The 14,755-nt window shown below is 35.0% G+C and carries 11 protein-coding genes; 1 reads left to right on the top strand and 10 read right to left on the bottom strand.

The window, feature by feature from the left end; genetic code table 11:
* Positions 1-193 precede the first annotated feature (193 nt).
* Positions 194-1,561: a family 14 glycosylhydrolase gene (locus tag KO527_RS22465; protein ID WP_216042483.1), complete on the top strand. Its 1,368-nt coding sequence runs from the start codon at positions 194-196 to the stop codon at positions 1,559-1,561.
* A gap of 115 nt (positions 1,562-1,676) precedes the next feature.
* On the opposite strand, the gene KO527_RS22460 is transcribed toward KO527_RS22465, so the two are convergent.
* The 10 genes from KO527_RS22460 to KO527_RS22415 all read right to left on the bottom strand — a co-directional run bounded on the left by KO527_RS22460 (position 1,677) and on the right by KO527_RS22415 (position 14,753).
* A complete protein-coding gene (locus tag KO527_RS22460) occupies positions 1,677-2,225 on the bottom strand; it encodes a cytochrome b (protein WP_216042482.1) in 549 nt (182 codons plus the stop codon).
* A gap of 112 nt (positions 2,226-2,337) precedes the next feature.
* A complete protein-coding gene (locus tag KO527_RS22455) occupies positions 2,338-3,603 on the bottom strand; it encodes a HAMP domain-containing sensor histidine kinase (RefSeq protein ID WP_216042481.1) in 1,266 nt (421 codons plus the stop codon).
* A gap of 16 nt (positions 3,604-3,619) precedes the next feature.
* Complete coding sequence (locus KO527_RS22450) at positions 3,620-4,294, bottom strand: response regulator transcription factor (protein ID WP_216042480.1); 675 nt, start codon at positions 4,292-4,294, stop codon at positions 3,620-3,622.
* A complete protein-coding gene (locus tag KO527_RS22445; protein WP_216042479.1) occupies positions 4,284-7,448 on the bottom strand; it encodes an efflux RND transporter permease subunit in 3,165 nt (1,054 codons plus the stop codon). Before KO527_RS22445 ends, KO527_RS22450 begins: the two co-directional genes overlap by 11 nt.
* Positions 7,448-8,608: an efflux RND transporter periplasmic adaptor subunit gene (locus tag KO527_RS22440; protein WP_216042478.1), complete on the bottom strand. Its 1,161-nt coding sequence runs from the start codon at positions 8,606-8,608 to the stop codon at positions 7,448-7,450. The genes KO527_RS22445 and KO527_RS22440 overlap by 1 nt, the downstream gene beginning before the upstream one ends.
* A gap of 1 nt (position 8,609) precedes the next feature.
* On the bottom strand, positions 8,610-9,950 hold the full coding sequence (locus KO527_RS22435) for a TolC family protein (protein ID WP_216042477.1): 1,341 nt from the start codon (positions 9,948-9,950) through the stop codon (positions 8,610-8,612).
* Between the two features lie 113 nt (positions 9,951-10,063).
* Positions 10,064-10,537, bottom strand: a complete 474-nt coding sequence (locus tag KO527_RS22430) for a GNAT family N-acetyltransferase (protein WP_216042476.1) — start codon at positions 10,535-10,537, stop codon at positions 10,064-10,066.
* 255 nt (positions 10,538-10,792) lie between these two features.
* Positions 10,793-12,280 (bottom strand): trypsin-like serine protease, encoded by a 1,488-nt coding sequence (locus KO527_RS26340; RefSeq protein WP_216042475.1) that lies wholly within the window; start codon positions 12,278-12,280, stop codon positions 10,793-10,795.
* A 385-nt stretch (positions 12,281-12,665) separates the two neighbouring features.
* Positions 12,666-13,820, bottom strand: a complete 1,155-nt coding sequence (nagA, locus tag KO527_RS22420) for an N-acetylglucosamine-6-phosphate deacetylase (RefSeq protein ID WP_216042474.1) — start codon at positions 13,818-13,820, stop codon at positions 12,666-12,668.
* A 21-nt stretch (positions 13,821-13,841) separates the two neighbouring features.
* The gene (locus KO527_RS22415; protein WP_216042473.1) at positions 13,842-14,753 is read right to left on the bottom strand and encodes an ROK family protein; all 912 of its coding nucleotides are present in this window, start codon (positions 14,751-14,753) and stop codon (positions 13,842-13,844) included.
* Positions 14,754-14,755 lie beyond the last annotated feature (2 nt).

The raw sequence follows: 14,755 nt of genomic DNA, 5'->3' as shown, positions 1-14,755 counted from the left end.
GAAATAACCATTTACTTATAAATTATGACACATCAAACTATTTACACTTCCCGCTTATAAAAAAATTAATAGAATTTTAAAAACTATTCATTGCTTTGAAATGATAATATTTTAATCCTTACATACGTATGTTTGTTTTCCTTTCATCACTTTTACGTCAATCTAACTACAGTCATAATTATGGAAAAATGAAATGCTTCGTGTACTCGTTAAATTAATACTGTTATTTATCTGGTTTAGTTCACCATTTTTATATGCCAACAACCAAAATAATAATATCATGGGTCCTTTATGGCTGAGCTCTTCTCCTGAGTTTCAAGATTTAAAAAATGATTTAGAGATAGCAAAAAACATAGGCATAAATGCGGTAACAATTGATGTATGGTGGGGTGCAGTAGAGAAAAGCGCAGATCAAAGTTTTGATTGGTCTTATTACGATAAAGTATTTAACCTGATTGAAAGCAAAGATCTCAAAATCATCCCTATCATGTCATTTCATCAATGTGGTGGAAACGTAGGCGATGATTGCAATATCAAGCTACCAAAATGGATTTGGTCTCACTTTAAAAATATTGAAAACAAAACATTAATGTATAAAAGTGAGCAAGGAAACTATTCAAAGGAATATATATCACTTTGGGCCGACACGCTCATTATGTCGCAATATATTGAATTTATGCAGGCATTTAAAAATCACTTCAAACATAAAGCGCATTTATTTGATGAAATAAATATCAGCATGGGTCCTGCAGGTGAACTAAGATATCCATCTTATAATAGCCATGATAATAACTCAGGTTATCCGACTCGTGGCAGTGTACAAAGTTACGGTAAGTTAGCAGTAGAAGACTTCCAACAAAACATGAAACAAAAGTACCACACTATAAAACAACTCAATGAAGCGTGGGAACAAAAATATACGAAATTTAATCACATTAAACCACCTGAAGATATGGCTCAATTTATTTCTAAAGGAAAACACCTAAATACACAATTCGGTAAAGATTATTTTTCTTGGTATCACCAAGCTTTAATAGATCATGGAACACGCATTTTACAAGCTGCTGATATTGCTTTTAATGATACTTTTTCAGATATTCAACTTGGGTATAAAGTAGCTGGTATTCATTGGTTGATGGCCAAAAATGGACATCTTAATCGTGCTGCTGAAATCGCATCAGGCATTATCCCAGCAAACTTAGCATCTACTAATTCGGGCTTGAGTTATCAAAAAGCTATCTCTATCGCAAAAAAAGGAAAGACCGTTAATCGCCAAGTAGTGCTTCACTTTACTTGTTTAGAAATGTCAGATAATCCCACTGCACCCGCTTATTCTAAAGCACAAACCTTAGTTAATTGGATCTCCAAAGAAGCTAACAAGCAAAATGTAATCATAAAAGGCGAAAATGCCTTAGCCGCAGGTATATTAAATAATCACGGTTGGAATAATATAGAAACAGCTTTTGAGCAAGGCATTTATTCTGGCTTAACTATTTTAAGGCTTAACAATACTCGCTCAAAAATAGTACAAAAACGCTACGCTGAATTTATTAAAAAGTGAAAAATATTATAGTTAAATATGGAACATTATTAGCTCAAATGTGGTTACTTGATAACAACATTTGAGCTAATCACTAAAACATACCCTATATATTTACAAATCGAATTAGTTGAAGCTATTTACTTTTATTTTTAAAAGAAAACATTCTAGAAATTGTTTGGTCTTTATCTATAAAGTGATGCTTCAGCGCACCTGCGATATGAAGCACTATCAGTGCAATAATTATTGGTACTAGCCCACTATGCAATGTATGACCAATTGAGGCTATTTGCTCATTTAGTGCAACTGCTTTCCCTGAGATTTCATCATAATTAGCCGCAACTAATTCTAAACCAAAGACATAAATACCATGTCCACCCGCACCTGACATCATCATGCCTGATATAGGGTATACCACTGTCATAGTAATCAAACCCCAGTGGGTCATTTTGGCTAGCAATAGTTGCATTTTTGAAGCTTTGCCTATTGGCGTTGGCCAGCCTTCTTTAATTCTATTTACAATACGATAAACAGCAAAAATAAATACAATAATACCGATAGATTTATGTATTGGATATAAAGAAAATGTCTCTGTATTGGACATATAAATACCAACACAGATCAAACAAATCATAGTAATGGCAATAAGCAAGTGCATGCATTTGGTGGTAATTGACAGTGCCATAAGCTTTCTCGAAATAAGTTAATTAACAAATAATATATGCATAAAGGTTAAACTTGGGTTAAATCTATTTATAAAGTCGTTTAATTTATCATTTTAGACTAAAAACTTGGTTTTATTCTAATGTAAACGCAATATCGACTTGATAGCTTTCACCTTGCTGGGAAATTTCATAATACCAACCAAATTGCGCAGTTAATTTTTCAACTAACTGCATACCTAAGCCAAAACCAAGACTATGTTTATTATTTATTAATACTTCATCATCACATTCAATGTTTTCAATACGTACTTTATCTTTACGTTGCGTAATGATTACATCGCCTTTTTGCGTATGTTGAAATGCATTTCTAATCAAATTATTTAATACTATTACACTGGGTGTTAGTGCCAAAGACACTTTACTGCTATCTGAGTCAACTTTTACATTAACATCTTTTGCAACAAGCAAATAAGATAATTCTTGATGAATATTATTAATCAATTCACCTAAGTTGATTGACTCATACTGTAAATTTTGGCCATCACCTCGGCTCATCCATAATAAGGTCTCGGTCATGGATTTCATCGTTAAACTGGCTCGACTAATACGGTCTCTCACTTCACGTTCTTTTTCAGATGGATTTGGGCTTATTTTTTCTAACAATGCGCTATTACTTCTTAAAACAGCAATCGGTGTTCTAAGTTCATGGCTTGCATAGCCTAAAAAATCTTGTTCACGCTCAATAGAGTTAGCCACTGATACTAAGTTACTATGAATTAATGATGATAAATCATTAAGCTCCTTAAATTTAAAATCCGGAATGTCTCGTTCAAGATCATTTAGCCCTAAATTCTTAGCCCATTTTTGTAACCTTTCCATAGGGCCAGCCATTCTTTTAAAAATACTTAGCAAAACAATAACAAATAACCCAATCCCTCCTAAGCCAAATAAAATTATTCTTACAATAGGATCAATATTAAAATCATGATCTTTATGTATTTTTTTTATTTTTTCATGAACATTTTCATCAAAACTAGATACATATACATATTTTTCGTTATGCTCTACAACCATTAAAGAATAAATTTTCTTCGGAGGAGAGAGATATATCCAATCAACAAATTTTGAATGCAACTTATTTGTTTCTTTGGGTATGTTAGGAAAATGGTCTCGCACTGGTTTAGGGACTTCTTGCCACTGCGTTGTAATATGATAATCTAATATTTGATGCTTTATCGACCCTAGCTCTGGGTATATTCTCCCTAATTCAAGCATCATATCTTCTATAACCATCTGAAAAGATTTAATAAATAAACTTGCACTTTGGTAAGACAACATAATAGCAATCAAGAGCACTAAACTTGTTAATAAACCAAAAATATATTTTCGAATACTCATTTGTATTTACCTAGTTTTAAACTGACTGTTTTAATACAAAACCAAAACCGGGTTCATTTTCTATTTTCAAATCTGCATTTACTTTTTCAAGTTGTTTGCGTAAATGATGAATATGCACTTTCAAACTATTACTATCAGGCTGTTCGTCACCCCATATCTCATACATTAATTCTTTTCTACTTACAGGAGATCCGCTTCCACGTAATAACTTTTCTAACAATTTAAAAGTGATCGGCGTGAGTTTAAGTGTCTGTTCATTATATTTTGCTGTGCGCTCTTTTAACTCCAATACGAGCTTACCCAAAGATAAATTTGATACTTGACCACTTTTTCTCTTAGAAAGCGCATTAACTCTGACGATTAACTCCTCTATTTCGAATGGTTTCACTAAATAGTCATCAGTTCCCGCGTTAAAACCAGCCACTTTATCTTTCAATGAGTCACGTGCTGTTAGCATTAAAACCGGTATGTCGTTACTCTCTTCACGTAGTTTTTCGCAGACACTTAACCCATCTAATTTTGGTAAGTTGAGATCTAATAAAGCAACTTGATATTGATTATTGTTGATTAAAGATAAACCTTGAATACCATTAGCTGCATGATCGCAGCTAATGTTCTCAAATGCCAAGTAATCAACAATCGTCGTTGCTAGGTCAATGTCATCTTCTATCAGTAATACATTAATGCTCATGCACTAATTCCTCTTGTTTTTTACCGATTACTTTTTGTTTTATTTTACTCATGATGGATATCGCATCTTGGTGCATCATTAATAATGACGGCACTAATATTAACGTGATAAATGTAGCAAATAAAATACCATAACCTAAAGACGCCGCCGCAGGAATAATAAACTGTGCTTGTGTAGAAGTTTCACTTAATAATGGCATTAAACCCGCGTATGTGGTGATAGATGTTAAGAGCACTGCACGTAATCGCCCTGTACATGCAGCCACAATTGCCTCAGAAACCTTATCTTTTGTTTGCTTTAACTGATTAAATCTTGATACAAGCATTAAACTATCATTCACCACAACACCACTTAAAGCAACAATACCATTAAATGATAAAACACTGAGCACCATATCATTAAGCCAATGCCCTAAAATTGCCCCTACTAATCCAAATGGAATTGCCATCATAATAATCACTGGCTGAACATATGAGCGTAACGGTATTGCTAATAAAATATAAATTGCTACCAATGCCATCATAAATAAGCGACTCATTGATTGTGCTGTTTCTGCTTGCTCTTCAGCTTCTCCTGCAAAGTGAATTGCTAAATCAGGAAATCGATTTTGTAAACTGGGTATCACGTTTTTTTCTAATGCAATCACCAGCTCATTGGATGAAATAATATCCTTATCTACTTGAGCACTTACATATACAGCAGGCAATCCAGATATACGTGTCAGTTCATTTTGTTGGTATTGAGAATGTAGTTTAGCGACAACAGATAATGGCACAACTTGACCATTATTAAGTCTCACATTAGCATTCATAACATCATTTACCGTTTGACGCGCACTTTGTGGATAACGGATCCTTACTTTAACTTCATCCTTACCTCTTTGATATCGCTGAACTATCTCGCCACCAAAAGCTTGAAGAACTTGCCGTGATAAGTCTTTAGTCGTTAAACCTAAGCTTAAGCCATGCTCATTTAATTCAAAACGTAATTGTGCTTGCCCTGAATCAAAGTTATCATCAATACCGCTGACACCTGATATTTGGGAAATAGCAGATTTTATTTCTTGCCCCGCTGTACGAATAGTCTCTGTGTTCCAGGCCTTTAATTCAACTTTAAAATTATCTCCGCCACCAAAACCAGACCGAATATCAAGCTTACGCACGCCTTCTGGCATTTTGGTTATTGATTTCCATATACGTGAAAACTCGTTTAGATTGTAAGGTGCTTGTTTATCTAACTCTACAACGATATAGCCCGTCAAATCACTGGTACCAATCACTTCAATTGTATCGATGGCAGTCCCTTGCATATCATATTTTTCCATTAACTTTTGATCTGCTTGTCTTGCTGATAACTCTAAATAATTGAGATTTTTATGTGTTTGACCAAAGCTGGCATCATTTTGCATTGATATATTCGCTTCAATAGTACTGCCTGGTATATCAGGGAAAAATGCAACGCGTACACCACCGTTTTGTGGCATACCAATAACAAAAATAAACAAAGCGATAAAACTAAACAAAACGCCATAACGGTATGTAATCGCTTTTTTAATTAGGGGCTGATAAATACGTATGCTAAACCATTGTAATGAATCATCCGCACCTTGCTGAATACGTGGCCAAATGCGTTTCCAACCGACACTTTTGTTACGATGTGTATCTAAATGCGCTAAATGAGCAGGTAAGATTAATTTAGATTCAACCACTGAAAGTAATAAACAAATGGTCACAACAACAGCAAATTGAGAGTAAACTTCTCCCATACCACCAGCGACGTTTGATAACGCAATAAATGTCGCAACCGTAGTTAAAACCCCAAAAATAGTTGGTACAGCAACTTTTTTAGTACCGGCAATTGTACTGTCAATACTGTCACCTTGTTCTTTTCGTGTTGTATAAATGCTTTCACCTACAACAACCGCATCATCAACAACAATACCCAAAGCTAAAATAAAACCAAATGTTGTCATTTCATTGATAGTCATACCAGTGAAACTATCAGTCATAAAAAACAAAGTGCCACAAAAAATAAAAGGTAATCCTGCGGTCACCCAAAACGCCACTCTCAGGTTTAAAAATAAAGCTAAAACAATAAAAACTAACGCGATACCTGATAAAGCATTTTTAACTAAAAGCGCCAGTCTATCTCTTATTAAACTACCGCCATCATTCCAAGTTTCAACCGTTACGCCTTGTGGTAATAAAGCACTTTTTTGCCATTTAGCAACGACTTTATTCGCTTGTTCTACAATCTTTAAAACATCACCTTGATCGTCTACTTTTATTTCAATGCCTAAGCCTGGTTCGCCGTTATAGCGCCCGATAATAAAAACATCATCTGCAAAGCTATCTTTAATTTTTGCAACATCACCTAATCGCAATTGACTGCCGTCAGCATGAGTCAGTAAAGGTATGTTGGCAAACTCTTTTTGCTGATACGCTTGCTCTGCAACCTTTAAGCCGATCACTTTATCAGCATTTCTTAAACTTGTTGATATTGCCGTTGAAGATTCACTATTAACTACATTTGCTACATCAGTAAATGATAAACCATATGCTTGTAGCTTTTGTTCATCTAATTCTATTGACATCATTGGCTCAGCTTCGCCTTTGATCTCTATATTTGAAATCGCATTTTGGGCGAGTAAATCAACTTTTAGCCGTTGTGCGATCGCTTGCAGCGCATCTCGCGTTGTGTCTCCATAAACCTTAATAGAGTAAGCGTGTACAAGTGAGGTCATTTTTTCAATGACAGGATTTTCTGCACCTGCTGGAAAATTATAGATAGAATCAACTTTCGCTTTAACATCTCGCAATAAAATATCCAAATTATAACTAGAATTAGCTTCTACAATTACCTTACTGCCATTTGCATTAGAGGTTGAAGTGATGCGTTTAATCCCTTGAACCGTTGCCAATGCCTCTTCTATTTTTATTGCTATTCCTTCTTCAGAAAGTTGTGCATCACCACTATCAAAAGTCATATTAATGCTAATAGAGTCGCTCGCCCAAGGCGGAAAAGCTTCTTTTCTTAATTGGTTAAATGATATTAAACCAAGAAAAATGATAGAGAGCATGAGTAAATTAGCTGCAACTGAATTCATAGCAAACCAAGCTATGATCCCTGTATGTTTTGTATTTGATGCGACCATTACATTAATTCCTCTACTTTTGGAGAGACTTTCATATTTACCAAATAACTAGACAAAGGACGATTAACAATTCGCGGCATTGCGATATTATTAATGGGTTTAACAAAGACAAAATTATCTTGAGAAAAGACAATAGAAACAGGCATACGCTTTAATAAATCATCATTATTAACTTGCCATACCGTATTATTATCAATCAATGCTGAAGCTGGCAATTTCCACAACGCACTATAAGCATTACCTTTAATATGTGCTTTAACAAATAAGCCTGGGAATAAAGGCACTTCTTGTTCAATTGGTTGCTCAACAACCGCAATTAAAGATCGCTGACGACTTGAACCATTAATATGTTGCTCAAAACGCTCAATACTGGCTATCCATTTATTTAAACTTCCCTCATCAATCAGTTGTATAGCCATTTTTGATAGTTTTTCATTTTGCTTTATATTAGGTAACAGTTCCCATTGCTGAGATGTTAAAGGTAACGAGATTTCAAATAGTGAAATGTCATATAATTGGGCTAAATTAACGCCCACCTGAATATTTGTACCTATCTGAATGTCTTTTGAAACAACTAATGCATCAAATGGTGCAATCAAATGTGTTTGCTTTAAATCATACTTTGCTTTTTCAACTTCTTTTAAAGCCATTAAATGCTTCGCTTTTGCTGCATTAAGCTGTGGCTTACGAAGTGCTAAGTCAGATGCTTGCTCTTTTGCTAAACCTGATTGCAGCCATTCTTGTGCCGCTTGGCTGCTATTGAGCAGTTCTTCTGCTAATGCGAGTTTAGCGTCTGCAAGGTTAGCATTGGCATTAGACAGAGCTTGTTGGTACATTATCGGTTCTATACGCGCAAGTACTTCTCCTTTTCTAAAAGTATTACCTGATAAAAATTTTGGCGACAAATAAACAACCTGACCACTGACTTGGGAAGTGAGTGACAATTGATTTCGAGATCTCACTTCTCCATATGCAGTGACCTTGGATTGATAAGCAGCAGTAGTCACTTTTGTAACCGATATAACCGGAAATTGTGGTTCTATCTTTGGTGGCGGTGCCTTTACTTGATTAGCAAAAAGCACATTATTTATAGCAATAACACCAAATATACCGGTCAGGCCAACTAGTGTTACGATTGTTTTTTTATTAAAAATTTGCATGTTATATTCCTAAACCTAGCGCTAACCCTAAAGAAATTCTGTTACTTAAGTGTTGATAAGTAAGTTGCGTTACTTGTGTTTGTAATGAAAAGGTTTGTTGTTGGATCTGTAACAGATCAATGTATGATGTGGTGCCTTGACGATACCGTTCGGTATAAGTTATTTCGCTGCGCTTTGCACTTGCTAAGGCTGACTTAATTAACGTCAATTGCGCAACTATTGCATATTCTTGTGCAATAGCATTATCAACTTCATTCACTGCTTTTAATAACGTTTCTTGAAACGACCAGTAAGATTGCTCCGCAGATAATTTAGCGATTTCTACTTCACTGGTTAATTTACCTGCATTAAATAATGGCGCGGATAATTGGCCTAATAACTGCCATGCTTGGCTCCCAAAGAGTGCGTCGTGTAAATTACTTTGTGAGTTACTTATAGATGCAGACAAAGATATATTTGGTAGTAAAGCTTTATAAGCCACTTTATGTTGATACTGGCTATATTTAATATCTTGATAAGCTTGTTGTAAATCTGGACGTTGGCCAATGCGGTCAGCGTCAATCTCACTAAGTGGCAAAATTATTTTAGGAAACTGCACTTGAGATGTAATTTGATTTTTTTGTAGACCTGTTAATAGGGATATGTTTCTTAAAGATTGCTGATATTGAGCTTTATGCTCAATTAAGGTCGCTTCACTGCTTTGTGTATTGGATTTTGCAGTATCTAGTTCATTTAAAGACTTTAAACCTTTTTTATAGCGCGAAACAATAACTTGTTCGTTTCGTTTAAATGTTAAAACTCGCTGGCTTTCTATTTCAATCAATTGCGATAATTGAACTAAATCTAAATACGCGCTAATGATATTAGCAGCTAATAAGTCCTTTGCACCTTGATAAGCAAATGCAGTGGCGCTTACATTTGCTTGCTCAGCATCACTTGCATTCGCAAGCTTTTGCCAAAAGTCTATTGTCCAAGCAATATCTATACTACCTGTATAGGCTGTATTAGTATCTTCAACTTTTTTTGAATTAACATTTGCAGTGATATTAGGCCATTGATCAGAAGATGTTACCGTGTATCTTTGCTTTGCTTTTTTCAAAGTAAGTAAAGTCTGTTGTAAATTCGGATTATGATTTAATGCATTTTCTATTAATACATCAACTTCAGAAATTGAAAATAATTGCATTAACGTCATTGAAGACGTTTTATTTTCAATTTTAGCATTCGCTAATTGAGTGAGTTGAAAATCTGCTTGTTGATTAAAAGTGACATCTTCAAAAGATGTACATGCACTCAACACACAAGTAAAAATAATGGAGTAATATAAAGGAATCGGTTTCACTGTTCACCTCAAAACACAAATAATAGAAAAATTGTATCAACGAGGTGGTTAAATGAAGGTTAAAAAGAATTAAATTATCAAATGATTTAAAAAATTATCTTTAGAGATCAGGGCTAGGTATTTGATATTATTTTTTCCATTACATAATTAGTCAATATTTCACCTCTGATTTCAACTTGCTGTGGATTTACAACTTTAAAACCAAAGTGTTCAAAGAAAGGTTTAGCTGTAATACTTACATGAGAATATAAACGTTCAAGCCTCTTTTTATTTGCTGCATCCAGCAAGGTTTGCATTAAAGTTTTACCTATGCCCTTGCCTTGATAGTCACTGTGGCAAAAAAAGTGATCTATATAACCATCGTTTTGCACATCTGAATATCCTACAATTTTATCGTCTATTAAGGCAATAAAAGGAGAAGTAACCTGTATGCGAGACTGCCATTGTGCTTCATCATAGCTTTCTGGTGCCCAAGCTATAACTTGCTTTTGTGTGTAATCATTTATATTAATCTGGCGAATTGTATTGAAAAAAATCTCTCGTAAATATCTTTCATCACCTATTTTATATGCCCTGATTGAAATCACCTGCTACTCCAAATAAATGTGATTAATATCTGAAAATATATCCCATGATAACTTTTGAAGTCAGTCATCATCATGGAAAGTTGTATTATGTTTAAATATGTTAGTAATCATGGACGCATTGAAGTAATAATTAAAGGATCTACGCCATGAAGAAGATATTGTAATTCAAACAATAAAAAGGTGACATTTAATCAGTCACCTTTTTAAAGTTAAACGCACTTAACTATTTTTTAAATTATTGATATCAAATGTCAATTAATGATCCGCAATTAAACTAACATCTGAAAACTGACTATAAGCATTTAACATCACATGATAACGACCTGGTTGTACATTTGATATTGTACATGTTTCATTATTACCATTTTTATATGGACGACATTGATATTGATTTAACGTCGGCTTAGCACCAAATTGCATATAAAGATCGGCATCACCTAAACCACCACTGATAGCAAAGTTTAAACTTGTAGTTCCTTCAGGGACATCAATATAAAAGTATTTTTGTTCTGCAGTAACGGCTGCAACAACGGTTGAAACACCATTTTCTAACTTACCATCAGTTGAGCCTTCATCATAACTTGCCGTTAACTGAGTATTAGAAAAGTTACTATATGCACGCAACATCACATGATAGCGACCAGATTTAATATCAGCAATATTACAAGATTCTGTATTACCATTTTCAAACGGACGACAATCATAGCTATTTTCTGTTGGTGTTGCGCCAAATTTAACATATAAATCCGCATCACCTGTGCCACCTGACATATCAAAATTTAAATTAGTTACAGCACCACCATCAGCAATATCTAAGTAAAAGTATTTTTCTTCACCTTGATTCGCTGACACTGATTGAGTTACCTTATTTTGTAACTCAATTGGATCATTCGGGATTTGTGTGCCACCAATTTTGCTATTTATCCAATCAACAAATTTAAATGTGCGCGCATATACACCATATTTATTGGGCGCTGCACAACCATGCCCCCAACTTACGACTCCAACGCTATAAATTTCATTTTGATAAGCTGCCACCATAGGGCCACCGCTATCGCCTTGGCAGGAATCTTTGCCACCTTGTTGATAGCCAGCACAAATCATAGTGTCATTGATACTTCCGTTATATGAACTCGCGCTATTACAAATTGCATTTGATACAACAGGCACTCTCACTTCTTGTAAAATATCAGGGCTTGTACCGCCACTAGATAACCGGCCCCAACCAGATACTATTTGCATATCTCCATGTGAACCAGCTGCTTGCATCACAGCAGATGTTGGCAACTTTGCTCTGACATAATTTGGATTAATTGTGCCACTGACTTTTAAAAGCGCAATATCATTTCCGCTGCTAGCGCTGCTATATCCTTCATGCACAATTGTTTGAATCACATTATGTGTCTCACCCTGGCTAGAGCTTAAGCTATTCACGCCTACCCTAATACTTCCAGGCCAACTGCTAGAAATACAATGTGCAGCCGTTAAAATCCATTGATCTGCGATTATTGTACCGCCACACCCCCCATTGCCTAATGAAACTTGGTAAGTGCGATCACCTTGCGCAACCGGATCGCCTCCGACGATCATCGGAGTAACAGAGTCAAATTCAGCACTAACCGTTGGCGAACTTTTAAAAATATATTCGTCGTAATTATTAGCATGCACTGAACTACATGCACATATCATTGATAGCGCAAATGCACCTTTAGCTGATTTTAAAGAAGATAAATACTGTTTCATTAAACTATTCCTTTTCAAGTGCAAAACACCAAAATGTACCAATAAAGGTACAAAGATAGCTTAACCACATTTATTTGCAACTTTTAATAACAATATATTTACATACCAACAAGAATAGATATTTAATAATTATCTATCCTGTGCCTTACTATAGACACATTTATTAGCCTTATAAGATTGTAATTACCTATTTATAAAAGTTAATATCTGGCAATAGCTTCTTATTACAGGCATAAAAAAAGATAAAGAATTATAAGTGTGAAATGTTATTTAGATTAGATATATGTGGGCATAAACTTATTACCTAAACATTTCTCTAAATGAGTAAATATTTAAATAGAATGACATGAATAAAGTAGTCTAATAACTCAATTAAAACAATAATTTAAATCGAAAATACTTTTTGACCATCGATATAAGTCGACTTAACTTCAAAATCATCATCAATTACAGCAAAACAGGCACGTTTGCCAATGCTTATACTACCTAGCGAATCGCCTAAGCCTAAAAACTTAGCAGGTACTAAACTTGCCATATGTACAGCTTCTAATAACGGCACTTTAGCCATTTCTACTAGGTTTTTCACACTCACTTCTAAGGTTAAAGTGCTGCCAGCAAGTGACCCTTGCTCTGTTCGCGCAACACCATCTTTTACATAAACATCAAGTTCACCTAAACGATATTTACCATCACTGAAACCACCAGCATTAATACAATCACTGATTAACGCTATTTTTTCTGCACCTTTTAATTTATAAACCAACTGCATAATAGTGGGGTGTAAATGAATACCATCACAAATCACTTCAGCTATTGCATTGTCATCCATCAAAACAGCACCTGCACAACCGGGATCTCTATGATGAATACCGCTCATACCATTAAATATATGCACACCGCCACAAGCTCCGGCCTCTAAAGCATCAACAGCTTGTTGATAAGTTGCGTTTGTATGACCTAACATAACTTTGACACCTAAAGTTTCTAGATATGAAATTACCTCTAGAGAATCTGTAAACTCAGGCGCTAATGCCATCACTTTTAATGTGCCTTGTGTTGCCTCATATATGGCATCTATGCGCTCTTTTGTGAGTCTTAAAAAGAAATCCGAATTATGCGCACCTTTATGTGTTTCAGTAAAAAACAAACCTTCGTTATACGCACCTAATACTTGGGCCCCAGGTAAACTTTGTTTTGAAGCCTCTCCTAATACACTAAATGCTGCAAGCGTTTGTTGCCAATCAGCGGTGACTGTTGTGCCTAAAAAACCAATTACACCGTGTTTTGCCAAAGAGCTAGAAATGGTATTAATAGATGACATTTTAGCATCCATAATATCGCAGCCTTCACGCCCATGAATATGCATATCTATCATGCCAGGCATTAAGTTTACATCGCCTAAATCAATCACACTAATATCAGAATTAAACGTATCTGTGATGTTATTAATTATGCCATTTTTAATTAATACAGCGTGGTTTTCTAACATGCCATTTTCAGTGAAAATACGTTTTGCTTTTAAATAATATTGATTTTTCATATAAACTCTCTGATTTAATTCTTATTCAAAAGATGCCTGCAGCCCTAAAATAGCCGCGCCTCGTACCCCACTAGAATCACCATATTTTGCTCTTAGAATCACAGGCGCATTAAAACCTTTAAATAAGTGGGAGTTTATCGCATCAGGTAAACTTTCTATCACGGCATCCACTAAAGAAATACCACCACCTATTACTATGGCATCAGGTTCAGTTAATTTAACCAAAGACGCAAAAGTATTACCGAGTAAATCTAAGTAACAGGTTAAAACCTTTATCGCTGCTTCATCATTATTAGCTAAATCACAACTCCACTGTTTTGCATCTAAAGTTTTATGGGTGAAATGTTGATATAACCTTTTTATTCCTGGCCCTGCGATATAACTTTCAATACATCCAGTTAAACCACAACCACACTCTGTAATAGGTAAATTATATTTTATCTGTAAATGTGCAGGTAAAGGAATATGGCCGTACTCACCCGCCATGCCTAAACTCGTTTTTTCTAATTTGCCATCAATACATAAACCACCCGCAGCACCTGTACCAATAACGGCACCAAATACGCGTGAATATTGTTTGCCTGCACCATTGGCTTCTGATAATGCAAAGCAGCGGGTATCATTTTTTATCGCAATAGGACGATTTAATAATTTTTCTAAGTCCTGAGCTATAAACTTATCGGTCGCACAAGGTACATTTGCAGATAAAACTTGACCATTATTGTTAATAAGCCCAGGCATACCTATGCCGATATGACCTTGCGTTTGGGAAAACTCATCAGCCTGATGGATTAAGTCACACAAAGTCTCTAGAAAAACCTGATAATCAGTTGTTGGCGTCGAAATACGCCAACTTTTAATAAGATTTAACTCATTATCAAAGATGGCAGTTTCAATTTTGGTTCCGCCAATATCTAAACCATAAACAGCCATTG

This window comes from Pseudoalteromonas sp. C2R02 (genome assembly GCF_018860845.1).
Taxonomy (GTDB): Bacteria; Pseudomonadota; Gammaproteobacteria; order Enterobacterales; family Alteromonadaceae; genus Pseudoalteromonas.
Note: the sequence above shows the minus strand (reverse complement) of the source record. Positions and strands in the feature narration are given on the sequence as shown.